The organism is Phormidesmis priestleyi ULC007 (genome assembly GCF_003003695.1).
Taxonomy (GTDB): domain Bacteria; phylum Cyanobacteriota; class Cyanobacteriia; order Leptolyngbyales; family Leptolyngbyaceae; genus Phormidesmis_A; species Phormidesmis_A priestleyi_A.
Genome location: NZ_PVWG01000014.1, coordinates 63,696 through 81,756, shown reverse-complemented (window position 1 = coordinate 81,756; position 18,061 = coordinate 63,696). Strand labels below are relative to the sequence as shown.

At 48.7% G+C, this 18,061-nt stretch carries 16 protein-coding genes; 9 read left to right on the top strand and 7 right to left on the bottom strand.

Going from position 1 to position 18,061, the window contains the following annotated elements; genetic code table 11:
- The first annotated feature begins 21 nt into the window (after nucleotides 1-21).
- Nucleotides 22-555 (top strand): outer membrane beta-barrel protein, encoded by a 534-nt coding sequence (locus C7B65_RS13935; RefSeq protein ID WP_106254018.1) that lies wholly within the window; start codon nucleotides 22-24, stop codon nucleotides 553-555.
- A 349-nt stretch (nucleotides 556-904) separates the two neighbouring features.
- Complete coding sequence (locus C7B65_RS13930) at nucleotides 905-1,747, top strand: histidine kinase (protein WP_106254017.1); 843 nt, start codon at nucleotides 905-907, stop codon at nucleotides 1,745-1,747.
- A gap of 149 nt (nucleotides 1,748-1,896) precedes the next feature.
- Here the strand turns inward: C7B65_RS13930 and C7B65_RS13925 are convergent, their stop codons facing one another.
- Nucleotides 1,897-3,120 carry a glycosyltransferase gene (locus C7B65_RS13925; protein WP_106254016.1) on the bottom strand — a complete coding sequence of 408 codons (1,224 nt, stop codon included), beginning with the start codon at nucleotides 3,118-3,120 and terminating at the stop codon, nucleotides 1,897-1,899.
- 447 nt (nucleotides 3,121-3,567) lie between these two features.
- Here C7B65_RS13925 and hpsL point away from each other — a divergent pair, with 447 nt between their 5' ends.
- The 4 genes from hpsL (at nucleotide 3,568) to hpsP (ending at nucleotide 8,621) form a co-directional block, all read left to right on the top strand.
- Nucleotides 3,568-5,187, top strand: a complete 1,620-nt coding sequence (gene hpsL / locus C7B65_RS13920) for a hormogonium polysaccharide biosynthesis protein HpsL (protein WP_106254015.1) — start codon at nucleotides 3,568-3,570, stop codon at nucleotides 5,185-5,187.
- A 100-nt stretch (nucleotides 5,188-5,287) separates the two neighbouring features.
- Nucleotides 5,288-6,238 carry a hormogonium polysaccharide biosynthesis glycosyltransferase HpsN gene (gene hpsN / locus C7B65_RS13915; protein WP_106254014.1) on the top strand — a complete coding sequence of 317 codons (951 nt, stop codon included), beginning with the start codon at nucleotides 5,288-5,290 and terminating at the stop codon, nucleotides 6,236-6,238.
- Between the two features lie 24 nt (nucleotides 6,239-6,262).
- Nucleotides 6,263-7,435 (top strand): hormogonium polysaccharide biosynthesis glycosyltransferase HpsO, encoded by a 1,173-nt coding sequence (hpsO, locus tag C7B65_RS13910; protein WP_106254013.1) that lies wholly within the window; start codon nucleotides 6,263-6,265, stop codon nucleotides 7,433-7,435.
- Nucleotides 7,436-7,445: 10 nt separating this feature from the next.
- Nucleotides 7,446-8,621 carry a hormogonium polysaccharide biosynthesis glycosyltransferase HpsP gene (gene hpsP, locus C7B65_RS13905; protein WP_106254012.1) on the top strand — a complete coding sequence of 392 codons (1,176 nt, stop codon included), beginning with the start codon at nucleotides 7,446-7,448 and terminating at the stop codon, nucleotides 8,619-8,621.
- Here hpsP and C7B65_RS13900 read toward each other — a convergent pair.
- Both C7B65_RS13900 and C7B65_RS13895 read right to left on the bottom strand, forming a co-directional pair.
- Nucleotides 8,604-8,903 carry a hypothetical protein gene (locus C7B65_RS13900; protein ID WP_146135829.1) on the bottom strand — a complete coding sequence of 100 codons (300 nt, stop codon included), beginning with the start codon at nucleotides 8,901-8,903 and terminating at the stop codon, nucleotides 8,604-8,606. The two genes, hpsP and C7B65_RS13900, sit on opposite strands and share 18 nt — an antisense overlap.
- 33 nt (nucleotides 8,904-8,936) lie before the next feature.
- The gene (locus C7B65_RS13895; protein WP_106254010.1) at nucleotides 8,937-9,638 is read right to left on the bottom strand and encodes a phosphoribosyltransferase; all 702 of its coding nucleotides are present in this window, start codon (nucleotides 9,636-9,638) and stop codon (nucleotides 8,937-8,939) included.
- Nucleotides 9,639-9,795: 157 nt separating this feature from the next.
- Here C7B65_RS13895 and C7B65_RS13890 point away from each other — a divergent pair, with 157 nt between their 5' ends.
- Nucleotides 9,796-10,509, top strand: coding sequence for a uracil-DNA glycosylase (locus C7B65_RS13890; RefSeq protein WP_073073608.1), 714 nt, complete (start codon nucleotides 9,796-9,798; stop codon nucleotides 10,507-10,509).
- A 128-nt stretch (nucleotides 10,510-10,637) separates the two neighbouring features.
- Nucleotides 10,638-11,948, top strand: a complete 1,311-nt coding sequence (locus tag C7B65_RS13885) for a chloride channel protein (RefSeq protein ID WP_073073609.1) — start codon at nucleotides 10,638-10,640, stop codon at nucleotides 11,946-11,948.
- Between the two features lie 183 nt (nucleotides 11,949-12,131).
- Here the strand turns inward: C7B65_RS13885 and C7B65_RS13880 are convergent, their stop codons facing one another.
- Genes C7B65_RS13880 through tyrS form a run of 4 tightly spaced genes read right to left on the bottom strand, consistent with a single transcriptional unit; the run spans nucleotide 12,132 to nucleotide 15,277 of the window.
- Nucleotides 12,132-12,734, bottom strand: a complete 603-nt coding sequence (locus C7B65_RS13880; protein WP_073073610.1) for a hypothetical protein — start codon at nucleotides 12,732-12,734, stop codon at nucleotides 12,132-12,134.
- A gap of 48 nt (nucleotides 12,735-12,782) precedes the next feature.
- The gene (locus C7B65_RS13875) at nucleotides 12,783-13,349 is read right to left on the bottom strand and encodes a hypothetical protein (protein WP_073073611.1); all 567 of its coding nucleotides are present in this window, start codon (nucleotides 13,347-13,349) and stop codon (nucleotides 12,783-12,785) included.
- A gap of 3 nt (nucleotides 13,350-13,352) precedes the next feature.
- Nucleotides 13,353-14,063: an orotidine-5'-phosphate decarboxylase gene (gene pyrF / locus C7B65_RS13870; RefSeq protein WP_073073612.1), complete on the bottom strand. Its 711-nt coding sequence runs from the start codon at nucleotides 14,061-14,063 to the stop codon at nucleotides 13,353-13,355.
- Between the two features lie 5 nt (nucleotides 14,064-14,068).
- On the bottom strand, nucleotides 14,069-15,277 hold the full coding sequence (tyrS, locus tag C7B65_RS13865) for a tyrosine--tRNA ligase (protein WP_073073613.1): 1,209 nt from the start codon (nucleotides 15,275-15,277) through the stop codon (nucleotides 14,069-14,071).
- Nucleotides 15,278-15,568: 291 nt separating this feature from the next.
- Here tyrS and C7B65_RS13860 point away from each other — a divergent pair, with 291 nt between their 5' ends.
- Nucleotides 15,569-17,479: a transglycosylase domain-containing protein gene (locus C7B65_RS13860; RefSeq protein WP_073073614.1), complete on the top strand. Its 1,911-nt coding sequence runs from the start codon at nucleotides 15,569-15,571 to the stop codon at nucleotides 17,477-17,479.
- Nucleotides 17,480-18,061 lie beyond the last annotated feature (582 nt).

The following is an 18,061-nucleotide window of genomic DNA, read 5'->3' as shown; positions in this document are numbered from 1 at the left end:
CAAGTACTCAGAGAAACGAAAATGAAACTCTCTCTTAAAACCATCTCAACTCTTTCTGCTCTTTCTGCTCTTGTTCTGGCTCCTGTTTTCTTGGGTGCAGGCTCCGCTTCTGCACAACCCGTTCGCTTCACCGGAAGCTATGTGGGCGCAGGGGTTTCGCAAGGCGTGACTAATGGTGGTCGTGGTAACGATGAAGCCGTATTTGGTGGTAACATTCAAGGTCGTTTTGCAGCCCCTGGTAATGTACCCGTTTCTGTCCGAGGGTCTGTCTTATTCACAGGCGACAATAGTGCAGTGATTCCCAGTTTGACCTATGACCTGCCGTTGAACAGCAAAACAAACCTTTATGCTGGGCCCGGATATTCCTTTGTGCAAAACAACAATCGAACTTCTCAAATCGGCAACAAAGATTCAGCCGTGCTGACTGCTGGTGTAGAATCTCAAGTTGCGAAAGGGGTCGTTGTTTATAGTGATGCAAAGTATGGCATCAACGCCTTTAAAGGAAGTGGTGCAGGTTCACTAAGTGTGCAAGCTGGAGTCGGTATTCAGTTCTAATTCAAAACAGTTTGTGATTGAGACAAGCCTGTTTTCTCATAGCGCATTCTGCTGATTTCAACGCCACTTAGAATTGTGAATTGAATCATGTTGGTTACTGGCAATGTCAGTGGGCACGGCAGTGCCAGTCCCCTACGTAAATCTGCATCTTAATTCACGGTTCTTACTTTGTTAAACGGTTCTCAAACGATGGTGTTGGGGGCCGTTTTTTATTTGCCTCTTTTTTGACCCAAAGAGAGAGGTGGATCTCAACGATTTCTATCAAACTAAGACTAAAGAAGAATATGAATAGAGACCCGGTTAGCAAGCGCCTGAGTTGACATACTTGTAATTTTTATCGGAGTTAACCATGTCTAATCCTGTTAAAGAAAAAATTTCAACAGATTTAAAGCAAGCCAAAGAAGTCGGACAACTTCGGACTGAGCGAATTCGTGAAATTGTTCAAGCTGCGGTTTCTCAAGTTGCATCAGAGCTAAAAACGGGTTCTAGTGAGCTGCGATCGCTCGTCAAAGATGCCTTCACCTCTGCAATCTCAGGGGTTCAAGAGAGCAGCGAACACTTCAAAGAGGAAGTGACTGCCTCGGTTGAGGGGGTGATTGATGGCATTAGTCGAGCGCAGCAAACCAAGATTGCAGAAACTGAGGCAGAGGTCAAGCGGCTTCAGGCTCAACTAGACGAAGAAGAAGACCAACTCGATCAAGATGTTGAAGAAGGTTTAGAGGGGCTGAAAGAGGCGAGTCAAGGGATGTCAGCCGAAGTCAGAGAGCAAATCGACCAAGCGATCGAGAACATTCGCAACAGTGAGGAGGTGGCTTTGCTTAAAAAACGCTATGCCCAACTTCAAACACAGGCTGCTATCTTGAGAGCAAATTTGGCGGCTCGCAGTGAGTCTTATTACGATCGTGCTCAAGACCACCTAGAAGATGCCAAAACTTGGTATCAGCAAGCTCGCCCCAAAGCGGAAGTTGCCAAAGAGCAAGCAGATCAAAAAGTCAATGAACTAGAAAGCAAGCTTGGCGAAGCAGGCAGTGCTTTAGCTAAGAAAGAGCGGCAGGTGCGGGGTTTGTTGAGAGACTTACTCAAGCAAGCCACCGATTCACTTAAAGAAGCGGACAAAGACACGGACACGCGATCGACCACTGAGCTACCCCCCGCTAAACGAATCGAAATCGATCAAGACGAAAACCTATAAATTTTTAGGCGTTGCTGAATAGGGATGATTTGGTAGGGGCAATCCCCCCGTGATTGCCCTCCGTCAGGGGTAGGCACGGGGGCGCTACCCCTACTAAGATTTAGCAACGCCAAATAAAACTCTTGAGATTAGCGAGATGGACGCGAACTCTATTTCAAATCAGTGACGCGCCAACTGAGTTTTAAGTTAATCCAAAAATTCCAGAAGGTGACGATCGCGATCGCAACCAGCTTCGACGCAAACTCGTTAACACCAAAAGCATCGTGCAGTAAACTCACCAGCAACGCTTGCAAAATAATACCTGCAAGGCAAATGATGTTGAACTTTAGAAATCGCTTGAGGCGGGGACGTATTCCGGGTTGCCTTCTAGAAACATCTATAAACGTCCATAAATCGTTCCAGAAAAAATTATTGATCACTGCCACTTCAGCAGACAAAATCGTACTGCGAGCGATCGGCAACCCTAACTGCGCTCGCAGCAGATAAAACACTGCCATATCTACAAACACGCCGCTGAACCCAACTAAGCCAAATCTGAGAAAGCGGGCGATCGGAAACTTTTCTTTGAGTCGGCTGATGCGTCCACGCGATCGCAGCTTTGCCAGGTGCAGCAAATACTCCACATACTGCCGCCAAGTGACTTTACTTTCGCCTTCTTGTCGCTCTTGAAACACATAGCCGACTTCCGCCACTTCACGAACGTTGCCCCGCCCCAAGACTTCGATCAGAATTTTGTAGCCGAAAGGTTGCATTAGACACTCGGCGATCGCGGCACGGCGCACCATAAAATAGCCGCTCATGGGGTCAGAGACGCGCCCAATCACATGAGGCAAAATGATCAATCCTAGAAGTTGGGCACCTCGCGAAAGCATTCGCCGCACAAATCCCCAATCGCTGGTGCCGCCTCCTTCAATGTGACGACTGCCAACTGCAAGATCTGCACCTAGATCGATCGTCTGCAAAAGTTGAATCAACACTTCTGGCGGATGCTGCAAATCGCCGTCGATCACGCCCAACACTTGTCCGGTTGCCGCTTGCCATCCGCGAATCACAGCAGTTGACAAACCTCGCTCGGTTTGGCGACGCATTACCCGCAATTGGGGATAATCCGACATTAGCTGCTGGGCAATTTCCCAAGTGCGATCGGGGCTATCATCATCGACCACAATCAATTCGTAGTCATTTGGCAATGCTTGATCTAACAAGCGGCTGAGAATTTCAACGATCTGCCGAATGTTTTTGCCCTCGTTATAGGTGGGCACGACCAGCGAAAAGTAGACCGATCGAGTCATCAGCGATGGATCGGGCACAGAAGGCACCTCTAGCGCTCCTGATGGCACAGACAAAAGCGCGCGAGATAAGTCATTTCTCATAGGGCGATCGAGGCAGAGAGCAAATCAAATTTTAAGGTTTGGGAATCAGACGCACACATTGACCGGATTCTTAGACCCGCTGACTCGCGATCGCACTGGAGTTTTAGCGATCGCGTCTGGATAAAGCATTAACAAAAGATTAAATGCACCGCTACGTTTAACAGAACTACTTTAAGAGAGATTCTGCTCTACGTCACCCCTGCTGATGGAAGGGTGCCAGTAACTAATCGCCAGAGATCACCGTAAATACTCGTATCTAAGAGTGACTAATTTATAAAAGAACGATCAAACCTACGAGGTTTTGCGGGCAAGACATCAACAACTCTCTAAGCTAGGATTGGGGTGCGAATTTTGTGCAACTAACCAACCAGTGAGATCGCGTAGAAGGTTTTGCCACACACGCCATAACTTCTTCAGACTGAATCTCTGTCCTCTAATTTTGTTTTCATGCCCAAGCGCACCTCAAAACCATTGCCATCTGAATCTGCACCCGTTCTAAGTCTTAAAGAGAAATTAGCGGCTAAACGCAAAGCGGCTCAGACTCGCAAAGAATTGATCAGCTTTTTGTCAATGGCGGCGATCTTGGCGATCTTGGCGGGGCTACTGATGGCGATCGTGGGCGGCATTAAAGGCGGAGTTGGGGGCGGAGTTGCCATCTTTATTCTGATGTTTTCATTCAAATATCCCTGGCAAGCCCTCTACGCTTTTTTGATCTATATGCCATTTAGTGGCACAGTCACCTACGCGATCGGCGGTAACAATCCTCTATTTCAGCTTGCCAAAGACGGGTTTTATATTCCTGCTCTGATCGCAGTGATTCAGTATTGCAAGCTTCATAAGCAGCCGTTTTTAATGCCCAAAGCTTTAAAGCCTGCATTAGGAATCTTTTTGGCTTACTGCATTTTGGTGCTGCTGTTTGTGAATGGCTCTCAGCAATTTGCGGGCAATGGGTCTGAGAAACCACTTTTTATGGGGATCTTGGGCATCAAAGTTCTGCTGGGATACGTGCCTCTAATTCCTTGCGCTTATTATCTGTTACGAAAAAAAGCAGATTTATATCGGCTGATGCGAATCACCGCCGTGATTATTTTGATCTGCTGCGGTCTGACGTTTATTCAGTATATGCTGCTCAAAACTGGCAGGTGTCAAGGCACTGTAGGCGAAGGGTCTGCCTTGTTTAAAGCCTCCTTAGAAGCGAGATGCTTTGTCGGTGGATCACTGCTCTATAACGAAGAACAGGGCGTGATTCGTCTACCTGGCACCTTTGTCGCGCCCTGGCAGTGGGGATGGTTTCTGATCTCTAGTGCCTTTTTTAGCTTTTCAGTTGCCTTTATGGACCCGTCTTTTTTATGGCGTGGAGTTGGGTTAGGCTCAATGGCGGCAACGTTGGTACTGGCAGTGATTTCAGGTCAAAGAATTGCGCTGCTGCTGGTGCCGATCGTGATTGTGATTTTGCTGATTACCACGGGTCAGGTCGTCAACTTAAAGCGATTTGTGCCGATCGGGTTGGCGTTGGGTCTGATTATCGGCGGGGTGATGGTGACAAACCCAGCGATCGTCGAACAGCGCTGGACTAGTGCCGTCGAACGCTGGAACGCTGCGCCGCCGACTGACTTTATTGCGGGTCAATTCGCTGACTTTTCGGATGATGGCAAGTCAAGCTTTTTAGGCAGAGGGCTAGGACGTGCAACAAACTCTGCTCGTGGGTTGGGGCAGACGGCCCTGATTGAGACTTACTATCCCAAACTACTGTTTGAGATCGGCCCGATCGGCGCGTTTTTATTTTTGGCACTGGTGACGACGTTGACGGTGGTGACGTTCAAAGCTTATCGATCAGTGCGTGACAAAAGCCTGCGAGGTTATGGGGCAGCCTTTTGGACGTTTGTGCTCGTGATCAGCTACAACACTTACTACTACCCTTTAGATGTCGATCCGGTTGCCGTTTATTACTGGTTTTTTGCTGGAGTGATTTTGAAGCTGCCTGTTCTTGATCGGCAAGAACCGACTGCGATCGTGGACTCACCGTCTAAACGGAAAACTCGACGTGCGATCGTCCCCGACGCTTAAAATCGTGGATTGAATCATGTTGGCTACTGGCAAACAGACACGGCGGTGCCATGTCCCTACCTGTGGGAATACTAAACCAGAACTCTTTCACCTTTGTTCAATGACTTGCCCCCTGATTTCTGTGATCATCCCCACTTATGGGCGCGAAGAACCGCTCCAGGAGACGCTGCTGGATGTTTTGAAGCAGGATTATCCTAACTTTGAAGTGCTGGTCGTCGATCAAACGCAAGCGCACCAGCCAGAGATTCAGAAATTTTTAGATGACTTAGCAAATTCTGGCAAGATTCGGCTGTTTCGGGTCAATTGGGCAAGTTTGCCGGGGGCAAGAAACTATGCGGTTCGGCGATCGCATGGCGAGATTCTGCTGTTTTTAGATGATGATGTGCAGTTAGAATCCACCTTTTTAAGCGCCCATGCTAAAAACTATCTCGATAGACCAGAGATTGGCGCAGTTGCGGGGCGAGTGTTCGATCGCATGAAATTAGCCGATTTTGAGTCGGGTTTAGAAATTCAAGATCTGCCCCCCGAAGCGATGAATCCCGGAATCGCCTGGTATCACATTAATCTCGTTCACACCGTCAAGCCGCAGCAGGTGTTGAGCGCGAGAGGCTGCAATATGTCTTTTCGGCGCGACATTTTTGAGCAGCACGGGGTTTGGTTTGATGAACGATTTCAGGGCAGCGCCGTGCGAGAAGAATCAGACTTTTGCTTACGAATTCGCAAGACGGGGTTGATGATTTGGTATGACCCAGCGGCGCATCTGATTCATTTGGGTGAAGAAACGGGAGGCTGTCACGACATCAGCACGCGATCGCTCAAATATCAAATCACGTTCTATCACAATCATTTTTTGATGGGGTTTAAAAACCTCACATTTTGGCAAGCTTCACAGTTTTTCTTGCGGCTGTTTGACTGTCACGTTTTGGGTCGTCCTCCTTGTCACAAAAGCGGCTCACCGATCAAAGTGATCACCCGCTTTGGCTTCTATTCTACTGGGATTTTTGTCCGCTTTGAAGACGGTGCTGCGATCGCACAGCAGTCAAATTTATAGCCACGAATCCTCTGAGGTAACCTGATGAAAATTTTGGTTGCCAGCCATTCTTATATCGTCGATTTAAACTGTGAAAAACTGCGAGTTTTAGCGAATTTAGAACCGGGAATTGAAGTGACGATCGTGGTTCCTAAACGCTGGAAGCCGGGTGGTGTCATGAAAGACACGGTTAAAACTCGCTTTCGGCAAGAAGGCTCTTTTCGCGTGGTTCCGGTTTCCAACTTTAGCCAAAATAATCAAGGACTTCTCACTTTTGGGACTGACCTGTTCGCTTTAATGCAAGACTTTCGACCGGATATTATTCAAGTTGAGCAAGGGGCAAAGTCACTGGCTTATGCTCAAATGATCACGCTCAATCGTCTCCTCGGTCTGAAGGCAAAAAACTTATTCTTTACGTGGTGGAATCTTCCGTACACGCTGAAATTTCCTGTTTCGCAGCTAGAGTCCTATAACCTTCGTCACACTGACGGTGTTGTCGTCGGCAATCAAGACGGTGCCGAGGTTTTACGTCAACGCGGCTATCAAAAAGCGATGCAGGTGATGCCTCAACTAGGCGTAGATGAGCATCTGTTTCGTCCCCAGTCTCAGCCCGAACTCGCTGCCCAATTAGGGATCACACCTGCTGATTTTGTGGTGGGGTTTGTGGGGCGATTTGTCGAAGAGAAAGGTTTGCTGACCTTAGTGAAAGCATTGGCGAACCTCCACGATCGTCCCTGGAAGTTGCTTTTACTAGGACGCGGAGCGCTGAAAGAAACGCTGCTCGAACAGGCAAAACAATGGGGAGTTGGCGATCGCTTAATCTGGGTCGAAAGCGTCCCTCACGCTGACGTGTTTCGCTATATCAACGTGATGAATGCGCTCGTGTTGCCCTCCGAAACGGCTCACCAATTTAAAACTCTCACTTCATCCGGCTGGAAAGAGCAATTTGGACACGTTTTGATCGAAGCGATGGCGTGTCAGGTGCCTGTAATTGGCTCTGATTCGGGCGAGATTCCGAATGTGATTGGCGATGCGGGGCTGGTCTTTCCAGAAGGAAACGTAGAGGCTTTGAGTGATCGGCTGACGCAGCTAATCGACCCGCCCGAATCTGCTAGAGAAATTGGTCAGCGTGGCTATCACCGAGCGATCGCCCGCTACACTAATCGCGCCCTCGCTAAAAAATTACTGAACTTCTATCGCGATCTGCGAAATACATAAATCCCTTCTTATGAGAATCCTGCAAATCGTCCCCTCGATCTCTCTGATCTACGGAGGCCCTAGTCAAATGGTGATGGGGCTGTCATCGTCGCTGGTGGCGGCTGGCGTAGAGGTGACAGTGCTCACGACTGACTCAAACGGCGACACCGGACAAATGCCCTTAGACGTGCCGTTAGAATGTCCGGTTCGGCAAGATGGCTACGAGATTTATTACTTTCGCTGTTCGCCGTTTCGTCGCTATAAGTTTTCGCTCAGTCTGCTGCGATGGTTAGCAATCCACAGCCACGACTATGATTTGGTGCATATCCACGCGCTATTTTCGCCCGTGAGTACAGCCGCCGCGATCGTGGCAAGACAAAAAAAATTGCCCTATATTCTGCGTCCGTTGGGCACGCTTGACCCCGCCGATTTGCAGAAAAAACGCCGCCTCAAAACGCTTTATGCCGCCCTGCTAGAACGTGCCAATTTAGCTGGAGCCGCCGCCATCCATTTCACAAGTGATCAAGAAGCCAAAATCTCTGATCGCTTCGGCACCTCAACCCAAGATTTGGTGATTCCCTTGGGCGTAACCCTTCTCGAATCTGCCAATCATAATTTCCGCGATCAATACAACATTCCAGAAACCCGTCCCCTCGTGCTTTTTCTATCGCGCATCGACCCCAAAAAAGGATTAGATTTGCTGATCCCGGCTTTAGAGCAGCTTGCAGCCGAAGGTCAAGACTTCCAATTTGTGTTAGCAGGGGCAAATCCACAAGATCCGGCTTATGAAGCCAGATCTTGGGGTCAGATTCAAGCTTCTGAATTGCGCGATCGCACTACCATAACTGGGTTCATCTCCGGCGGCGAGAAAACCGCTTTACTTCAGCAAGCCGATTTGTTTGTGTTGCCGTCTTACTACGAAAACTTTGGCATCGCCGTTGCCGAAGCGATGGCAGCCGGAACGCCCGTTGTAATTTCTGATCAGGTTCACATTTGGCAAGACATTCAACAATCTGAAGCAGGTTGGGTGAGCGCCTGCACGGTTGAGTCACTGACCGCAACTTTGAGAATAGCGTTGAGTGATCGCGCCGAGCAACAGCGCAGAGGATTCAACGCCAAAACTCACGCTCAAAAATTTTATAGCTGGGCAGCGATCGCTCAACAGATGATTCAGGCTTACTCGCAAATCTTAGAGCGAGAAAATTAAATCAGCACATCCATATAAACTGACGACGAGCAGAACGGTTGCCGCCATTTGCGTCGGTCGCAGCCGAGAGGACAGAATGAGCGATTCTCTCACCAAAATCGAGGTACAGGCTCCCACAATATAAATCAAGCCCAGCAGCAGATAAGGAGCCTCCGAGTTAACCATCCACACCCCAAACAAAATCATCGATAGGGAGAGCATGAGGGTTTCAATCAACTGGGGCGGATTGTGTTGCCCTAAAATCATCATCGCCTGCCAGAAATGCCGCCATTGCCTGATCACCAACCCCGTCTCCTTAAATTTCTACCGTGCTGATCAATTCTGATAAAAATTCTGCAAACAAGCAAGCGCTTCTTCAGTTTCAACCTGGGTAAAGACTTGATAAAATCGGCTCACACTCCAAAACGGGTCAGGAGTGGCAAGAATGATTGCCCGATTTGCGCCCTTAGGCTCTAACAGATCACGGGTCTGCCCCAGAGAGTTCACCATTTCTTGGGGTGCCACAGGCGCACAAATCCAAATCTCTAGCGGTTTGCGAGTTCTGAGGGCTTTCACGGCAACCGCCATCGTCATCCCGGTGGCGATGCCATCATCCACGAGAAGCGCGATCGCACCTTCAGGGTCGATGTCAGGACGATCGCCAAATCGAGCCAACTGCGCTTGAGCCTTTTTTTGAGCAGAAAGCAGGGCGGCTTCACGATTGGGTTCTTGCACTTGATCAGATGATTTTAGCCAGAGGACGTGTCCATCGGCGGTGACTGCCCCGATCGCGAGTTCTGAGTTCTCAGGACGCGTAATTTTTTTGGCAACGATGACATCAAGCGGACAGCCCAACGCACGAGCCACTGGCGCTGCCACTGGCAAACCCCCACGCGGCAGGGCATAGACCACAAACCTTGTAGATTCTGGGAGGGTTTGAGCTTCGGTTAGCACAGCTTGAGCCAGCTTTTCTCCGGCATCGTGGCGATCGACAAAAATCGTCGCGTTTCCACCTTGAAACAGTTGAGAAAGGGTCATTGCGTCCTCCAGTCTGAGGCAACGGCTTTTCTTTATGATGCCATTCGTTTGATTTGATTGGGTTGGATGACTCGGCTCAAAACTATTTTCTGCGATCGCCCTCAACTTTAAGGTTTCAACCTAGAATTTATAGAGAGAATGTCCTGCCTGCCAATTCATGGTTAACGAAGAACAGATTAGTTTATTTGATTTAGGAAGCTCAGAGCCAGCCGCCCTGAAGGAGATTCCAAAAGATTTTGACCCCGATTTAATTCCGACGACTGCCAAGATTCCGATTCCGATCGGCACTTATCAGACAATGGAACAGATGGGCAAACACTGCAACCATTGCCATCGCTGCGACCTGGGCGCAAATCGAACTCATGCAGTCGTCGGGCGAGGCAACCTGAATGCCCCGATTATGATTGTGGGCGAAGGCCCAGGACAAACAGAGGATGAAACCGGACTGCCGTTTGTGGGCAAATCGGGACAGCTATTAGACAAAATTTTAGAATCGGTGAAGCTAACCGTTGAGGAAAATGTCTTCATCTGCAACGTGGTGAAGTGTCGCCCACCCGAAAACCGGACTCCCACCACTGATGAAGCCGAAGCCTGTAAGGGCTATTTGCTCGAACAGATTCGCCTGGTTGACCCTAAAATTATTTTGCTGACCGGGGCGACGGCAATGAAGAATTTAGTGGGCATTAAGCAAGGCATCACCAAAGTTCGCGGTCAGTGGATTGAGCGAGACGGACGGATGTATATGCCGATCTTTCACCCTGCTTATTTGCTGCGAAATCAGTCGCGCGATCAGGGAAGCCCCAAATGGTTGATGTGGCAAGACATTCAGGCAGTGCGATCGAAGCTAGACGAGATTCGTGCAGAATCCTAACAATTCGGATCACTATTGGAGGGGAGAATTGATAGGGTTTGGATTTTCTGTTCACAATCACTCTAACGATTGCTGTTAGAACAAAATCAAACCTGATATCGTTCTAAAGCTGTTTCGAGCTTTCAAAATTGCGTCCCAAACCTCAGTTACCCGGTTCCAATCAATACTCCAAACGGGTGTTTGCCCGGTTGTCAGCTTTGACAGAACGTAATCCATTAACTTTGTCCCGTTGGTTGCTTTGCTGGGTTGCAATCGGGGTTGGGAGTGGATTACTCGCTGGCATCTATTGGCATGTTCTTGAATATCTCACGCAATTTTTGAGTACCTTTCAGGGTCTTAGCCTAGTCGCAGTGATGACGATCGCAGGTTTCCTGATCGGGCTTGTGATTCAATTTTTAGGCGATCCTGGCGAACTTAGCTTTATTGTCGATAACATTCATTCTCGCGGTGGGCGAATTGAGACGCGAGAAAATCCTGCGATGATTCTAGCTTCGTTGATTGGCATTTCGGCGGGCGGCAGTTTGGGCCCTGAAGCGCCAATGGTTCAGATCACAGGTTCTTTGGGAACATGGGTTGCTGATCGCTTGCACCTCACAGGAGATTCGCTGAGAACCCTAAGTCTTGCAGGAATGGCAGGCGGCTTTACTGCGTTGTTTGGTTCGCCTTTGGGCGGGGCTTTTTTTGCGTTGGAAATCTTGCAGCATCAGCATGTCGTCGAATATTATGAAGCGATTCTGCCTGCTGTGGTTTCAAGTTGTGCAAGCTATGTTGTATTCGTTGTGATTACTCACTTAGGAATCAGCCCAACCTGGAATTTTCCTCAATATCAAATTGACCATGTTGATGACTATCTACTCGCGATCGTGTTTGGCTTAACAGGGGCGATCACAGCCTGGATTTTTATTTATATTTTTAGAGGGTGTGCTTGGGTATCTGAGCAAGTTTCTATGCCGATTTATATTCGGACAACACTTGCCGGACTCATCTTAGGCGGATTGGCGTTGTTGTTTCCGCTAACGCGCTATTTCGGGCACGAACAACTCAATGAAATTGTGATGACGCAAATGAGTGTAGGTGGATTGCTTACACTTGCGATCGCAAAAATGCTGGCAGTCAGCGTGACGGTTCAAGGAGAGTGGCGCGGTGGATTTATTATTCCGTTGTTTTTTACCGGAGCTTGTGTGGGCAAAGCGCTCTCAAGCTTTGTTCCAGGAGCGCACCCAGTTTTGGCAATGATCACCACGATGGCGGCGTTGAATGCTGCCATCACACGAACGCCCATTAGCACGACGCTATTACTCACGAAACTCACAGGATTTGCGCCCTTTACTCCAATATTATTTGCAAGCTTAGTTGGCTATTTTCTATCACCCAAAATCCCCTTTATTAAAGCGCAGTTGAAACGCGAAGCCACCAATAATCCAACCATTCAAAATTAATTATTCAAATTTGACGCGATGTGCAACTAATGGCCCTCACCCTAGCCCTCTCCTGCTGGGAGAGGAGACAAGAATTCTAGCTCCCTTCTTCTGGGGATGAGGGCGATTCATACCGTCATTCAGCAACACTGCTTAAAGTATTTCATTATGGAACACTCTGAAAGGACGGTGAGATGGTCATGATTACAACGATGGTAACTTCACAGAAATATTTAACTTGTTAGACAGAAATTTTATGTGTTCAAGAAAGTCAGTGGCGTTATCGATCTGTTTGACGATCGGAAGCATCATACTCAACACCGCTAGAAAGTAAGCTTTAATTCTTTGAGGCTTGCGCCGATAAACAATTTTGATTTCGGCTTGCAGATCTTCGAGATAAACGATCGCGAGTTCACGTCTTGCTTCTGGAAGTTTCTCTACAAATTCTCGCAACAGATCTAAAGATTTAAGAATTTCAGTAATATCTTCAGCAAAGCTTTTGTCAACATCGACTTCAAGATTGTTTGGGATTTGAGCGATTTTAGGAGTTTGATCAGATTGCTTTGAGACTGTTTGATCGAGGGCAGCTTTTCCTTGTTCGGTCAAATAGGCTCGAACGATTTGAAACTCTTTTGTCTTATTATCAAAAACTTTTGCCGCTTTTAGATAGCCATCTTCTGCCATCGTATCTAGATAATATCGAAGCATTTGCATCGAAGTTTCGAGGGCTTGCGCGATGCTGTCTCCTGTGATATTTCCATCGTCGATCGCTTGCAGAATTCTAATTTGCTTCTCGGTTAACGGCATCAATTTGTAACAGGTACGATCAAGACGCTAATCTTAACTGAAATTGATTTAAGACCGCACTGATCCGGCATTGCAGTCTCTGAGCCATGTCTGCACAGCTTGCCCGATCGTGCCCTGACTGCTTTCTCTCGGCGGCGTAATGATTTGCCCTGCGGAAGCCGAGCCGGTGCGGGTAAACATCAAGGCTAACCGCCAACCCCGGTCGGTTTTGGTCAAAAACAGCCAGTGAAACTGTTGAAGCTCGATCGTGGTGCCTGCCGTACCTTGACGCTCTAAAGTTGTCATAAAAACCTGACGCAAATCCGGCGAGTTTTGGGGGGATGGAATCGTTGAGGCGATGCTAGGAGCGAGGGGCAAGGGCACAAATTCGGGTCTGCCTGCGGTGATGATTGAGTTGAGTGAGGAGATCGCCGGGTAGCGAGTGCGCGATCGCACAATTACCCGATTGGCATAGCTTGGCAAATCTCGCAGCATCAGCGCTACTAATGGCTCGACCTCTGCTGGACAGATACGACGCTTGACGCTCACAGGTTTTGCCGAAAGTGCATGGGAGGTTGCGATCGAGCTACCCAATGACCAAATGATACTCAGCCCGATCGTTAGAAGTTTTTTCACGGTCTAGCTCAATTCTTCACAGATACGATCGAACGCTCTTACCGGATCATCGGCCGCCGTAATCGGACGACCCACTACTAAATAATTAGCGCCCGCCTTGAGCGCTGCCGCAGGAGTCATGACCCGCTTCTGATCCCCAACTTCTGCCCAAGTGGGTCTGACCCCCGGACATACTAACGTAAAATCATCACCGCAGCTTTGTCGCAGTTGTGCTACTTCTTGAGGCGAACAGACCGCCCCCGACAATCCGCTTGCTTGTGCCAATAGCGCCATGTGCAGCGCATATTCTGGCAACTCTAACGGAATTTTTAACTCAAATGCCAAACTGCGGGAAGAAATGCTGGTGAGCAGTGTAATAGCAATCAGTTTCGGGACGGGTAAACCTGCTTGTTCTGCACTGGTTTGCATTGCGGATTGCGCGTGTTGCAGTCCCTCTTTTCCGCAAGTTGCATGAATCGTAATTAAATCGACTCCATATCGAGCGGCGGCGGCACAAGCTCCCGCGATCGTATTCGGAATGTCGTGAAACTTGAGGTCTAAAAAAATACGCTTTTGTCGATCGTTGAGAATCTTTAAAATTGAGGGGCCACTACTGACAAATAATTCCAGCCCGACTTTCCAAAAAGTGACTTGCGGAAGTTTTTCGATCAGCGCGATCGCCTCTAATTCAGAAGGAACGTCAAGCGGAACAATAATGCAATCAGAAACGGACATAGAAGTTAAGGTACAAATCGCACAAATTTATTCTTGCCAAGCTGAAGAACTTTGCCAATCAGATCATCAGGAGACTCAAAGATCAAATCGACCTGCTCGATTTTGTTGCCATCCAATCTGACCGCACCGCCTTGAATTTGGCGACGGGCATCAGAGCTAGTTTTACACAGACCGCTGGCACTGACCAGATAGAAAACTTTGGCGGGAAACTGCGCCGATCCCAGAGAGAATTCTGGCACTACATCGGTCTTAGACGTACCGCCCTGAACCAGTTCGCTGGCTGCTTTTTGAGCTTCTAGCGCTTTTTCCCTGCCGTGATATTGGGAAGCGATTTCTAGGGCGAGAAGTTTCTGACGATCGCGCGCCCCTTCTGGCAATTGATCCAACGATAAATCGGTTAACAACTCAAAATATTGCAAAATCAGCGTATCGGGAGTTTTCTCTAGTTTCGAGTACATACTCAGCGCATCTTCCGACAACCCGACATAGTTGCCGAGCGACTTTGACATTTTTTGAACGCCATCTGTCCCAATCAAAATCGGCATCAACAGCCCAAACTGCGGCGTTTGCCCAAAGTGTTTCTGCAAATCTCGTCCGACTGCCAGGTTAAACTTCTGGTCGGTTCCGCCTAACTCAACATCAGCTTGAACGGCTACCGAATCATACCCCTGCATTAGAGGATAAAGGAACTCATGCAAATAAATCGCTGTCCCTTGTTTATAGCGTTCCGCAAATCCTTCTTTGGCAAGCATCTGCCCGACCGTCATCGTTGCCAAGAGCGCTAGCGTTTTAGGGAGGTCAAGTTTTGATAACCACTCAGAGTTATAGCGAACCTCTAACCGTCCGGGTGTGTCAAAATCCAAAATAGGACGCACCTGCTTGAGATAGGTTTCGGCATTGGCAGCAACTTGTTCTTCGGTTAACTGTCTCCGAACTTCTGATTTACCTGTCGGATCGCCAATTCGAGCCGTAAAGTCACCAATAATCACAACTGCCGTGTGACCCGCATCCTGAAACGATCGCAGCTTTCGGAATAAAATACTATGACCCAGATGAATATCAGTGCCCGTCGGATCGATGCCTAACTTAATTCGTAAGGGGCGATTGCTCTGAGTCAACCGTTGCTCTAGATTTTCATTCGGGTTTTTAGACTCAGGCTGATTGGGGAAAATTTCGGGGTTGCCCCAATGTAGCCAGGGGAAGGAGTTTGACATACGGTTCGCGATCGACAAAAAATTAGGTTAACGATTTCATTCCGCTATGATATGCAGACTTGCTAGAATTCAGATTCTCATTAGTCAGCCTACTCTAGTTAAGGTCAGCTTCGACTCAGGAAACTCGCGTCTACTCTAAATCCTATTCATAAACTTGGTTCACTTTCTCAAGTGTCCACTATCCTACTAAGGTTGCTTTAGCGAAAATCTAATGTAGGCTTTACGTCTTCAAGCCTTTTCTAGAAATTAGTTCTTAAGAAATCTTTCACCCTTTTATAAAGAGAGAGCGTCGTGGCGGTAAACACCCTTAGACAAAATCAACAAAAAGACCCTAATTCTGCCCTCCGGTTTGTGCAGACGGTCGGCAAGGTCACAGGAGGCAGCTTGTTAGGGCTGACCATGCTCACCAGTGCGATCGTCGCAGGCGGGTTGGTCGGTCTAGCCATCAGCTTTCGGAACCTGCCAGATGTCAGGGTGCTGCGAACCTATACGCCCAGTGAAACGACCCATATTTACGACATTAAGGGCAAGCAGCTTGCCAGCATCCACGGCGAAGCCAACCGCGAAGTCGTGACGCTTGACAAGATTTCTCCGCACTTAAAACGAGCGGTGATTGCGATCGAAGACAGCTATTTTTACTCGCACCAGGGTGTAAACGTAGGGGCGGTGGCACGAGCATTTAGCCAAAACTTTAACCACGGACGCACGGTTGAAGGTGGCTCAACCGTGACCATGCAGTTGGTGAAAAACCTATTTCTCTCGCCCAAACGTGCCTTTAGCCGCAAAATTGCTGAAGCTGTTTTAGCGCTGAGAATCGAGCAGATCTTCAAAAAAGACCAGATTCTAGAACTCTATCTCAATCAAGTCTATTGGGGACACAACACCTACGGCGTACAGACGGCTGCCCAAACCTATTTTTCTAAATCCGCCTCAGATTTGACTCTGGCAGAATCAGCGATGATGGCAGGGTTGATTCAGTCACCTGAAGCCCTCAGTCCTTTAGTGGACATCAAAGCCGCAACTCGTCGCCAGCACGAAGTTTTGCACCGCATGGTAGAGCTGAAATGGATTACGCCTCAAGAAGAAGCCGCTGCCCGAAAGCAGCCGATCAAGCTTGGTAAGCGAACCTCCTTTCAGTCGAGCGAGATGCCTTATGTAACCGATGCTGTCGTGCAAGAGTTGACGAAGAAATTTGGACGTGATGCCGTTCTTAAAGGCGGAATGCGAATTCAAACCACGATCGATTCTAAACTTCAGCGCATTGGTGAAGACACGGCTCGACGCTGGATTCAGACGCTTAATTATCAAGGGGTCTATGCTGACCAGATGGCGATCGTCTCAGTTGATCCCCGCACGCACTTCATCAAAGCAATGGTCGGCGGCATCAACTACAAAAAGAGCCAATATAACCGAGCTATCCAAGCGTTAAGACAGCCAGGTTCTGCATTTAAGCCGTTTGTTTACTATGCTGCTTTTGCATCGGGCAAATATACGCCTGATTCTACTGTTTACGACTCGCCAGTCAGCTACCCAGACGGCTACGAGATGTATTCTCCGCGTAACTATGATGGCAGTTTTGCGGGAGCAATTACCATCCGCAAAGCTTTAGAAATTTCGCGCAACGTCCCTGCCGTGAAGTTGGGGCAAGAAGTGGGATTAAACAAAATTGTGGAAATTTGCCGCAGCATTGGGGTTAAGAGTCCGATCGACCCAGTGATTTCCCTGCCTTTAGGTGCCGTTGACCTGACCCCGCTAGAAATGGCAGGCGCGTATGCCACCTTCGCCAGCAACGGCTGGTATTCTGAACCCACCCTGATCGTGCAGGTCACAGACAGCAGTGGAAACATCCTGCTAGACAACACCCCTAAACCGCGACTGGTTCTCGATTCGTGGGCATCGGCTTCTCTTAACGATACGCTTCAGGGTGTGATCTCACGAGGCACTGCTACAGCCGCCCAAATCGGTCGCCCCGCCGCCGGAAAAACAGGCACCACATCCTCTGAGCGAGATATTTGGTTTGTGGGCTATGTGCCTCAGCTTGCGACTGCTGTTTGGGTCGGCAACGACGACTATAGACCGCTCGGCTATGGGGCAACGGGCGGTCACTTTGTGGCACCGATCTGGCGTGACTATATGCAACAAGCCCTGCAAGGGGTGCCCGTTGAGAACTTTAAGTCCGCATCAGAATTCGATCGTCCTTGACCTCTAGACCTCCGATTTCTTAGAGAAGTCGGAGGTTTGTGTTTTATTACCGGAACGGAGGGTTCGGGAACCGTTAAAGCCCTGCTCGTTTACGACGGGGATGAAGAATCGGGTTCCCGCGTGGCTGCTTACTCAGTCCCCTTCTTACTTAGTTGCCTGCGACGGGAAACCCGTCTTCAGCACTGAGCGCTACAGCGGGAACCCCGCTTTCAGGGCTAGGCGCTACGGAGGGAAACCCTCCTTCAGGTCTGAGCGCTGCTTCAGCCACAGAGTCATCATTTCAGTCGTCGTTTTAGAGATCGAATGAGTTCTCTTAAAACATCAGTTTGATTTCTTGCCGATTGTTCGCAATATTGTTTCAGCAAATCTTTCTCCTCCTGGGTGACGCGAAACGTCACAAATATTTCTGGCTTCGACACAATCAAACTACCTCGATGTGTGGTATTTTAATTGTAGTGGAGAAGGTAATCAACCACTCAAAAAACCTTGTCGTCGAAAGACACGCTGCACCTTCTTACTCAGTCCCCTACGGAGGGAAACCCTCCTACAGAGCTGAGCGCTTGACAATTAAATCTATGCGGT

What these genes read in the sequence shown, in the direction of transcription:
- C7B65_RS13935 (WP_106254018.1), top strand. Translation starts at nt 22, where the DNA reads ATGAAACTCTCTCTTAAAACCATCTCAACTCTTTCTGCTCTTTCTGCT.
- C7B65_RS13930 (WP_106254017.1), top strand. Translation starts at nt 905, where the DNA reads ATGTCTAATCCTGTTAAAGAAAAAATTTCAACAGATTTAAAGCAAGCC.
- C7B65_RS13925 (WP_106254016.1), bottom strand. Translation starts at nt 3,120, where the DNA reads ATGAGAAATGACTTATCTCGCGCGCTTTTGTCTGTGCCATCAGGAGCG.
- hpsL (WP_106254015.1), top strand. Translation starts at nt 3,568, where the DNA reads ATGCCCAAGCGCACCTCAAAACCATTGCCATCTGAATCTGCACCCGTT.
- hpsN (WP_106254014.1), top strand. Translation starts at nt 5,288, where the DNA reads ATGACTTGCCCCCTGATTTCTGTGATCATCCCCACTTATGGGCGCGAA.
- hpsO (WP_106254013.1), top strand. Translation starts at nt 6,263, where the DNA reads ATGAAAATTTTGGTTGCCAGCCATTCTTATATCGTCGATTTAAACTGT.
- hpsP (WP_106254012.1), top strand. Translation starts at nt 7,446, where the DNA reads ATGAGAATCCTGCAAATCGTCCCCTCGATCTCTCTGATCTACGGAGGC.
- C7B65_RS13895 (WP_106254010.1), bottom strand. Translation starts at nt 9,638, where the DNA reads ATGACCCTTTCTCAACTGTTTCAAGGTGGAAACGCGACGATTTTTGTC.
- C7B65_RS13890 (WP_073073608.1), top strand. Translation starts at nt 9,796, where the DNA reads ATGGTTAACGAAGAACAGATTAGTTTATTTGATTTAGGAAGCTCAGAG.
- C7B65_RS13880 (WP_073073610.1), bottom strand. Translation starts at nt 12,734, where the DNA reads ATGCCGTTAACCGAGAAGCAAATTAGAATTCTGCAAGCGATCGACGAT.
- pyrF (WP_073073612.1), bottom strand. Translation starts at nt 14,063, where the DNA reads ATGTCCGTTTCTGATTGCATTATTGTTCCGCTTGACGTTCCTTCTGAA.
- tyrS (WP_073073613.1), bottom strand. Translation starts at nt 15,277, where the DNA reads ATGTCAAACTCCTTCCCCTGGCTACATTGGGGCAACCCCGAAATTTTC.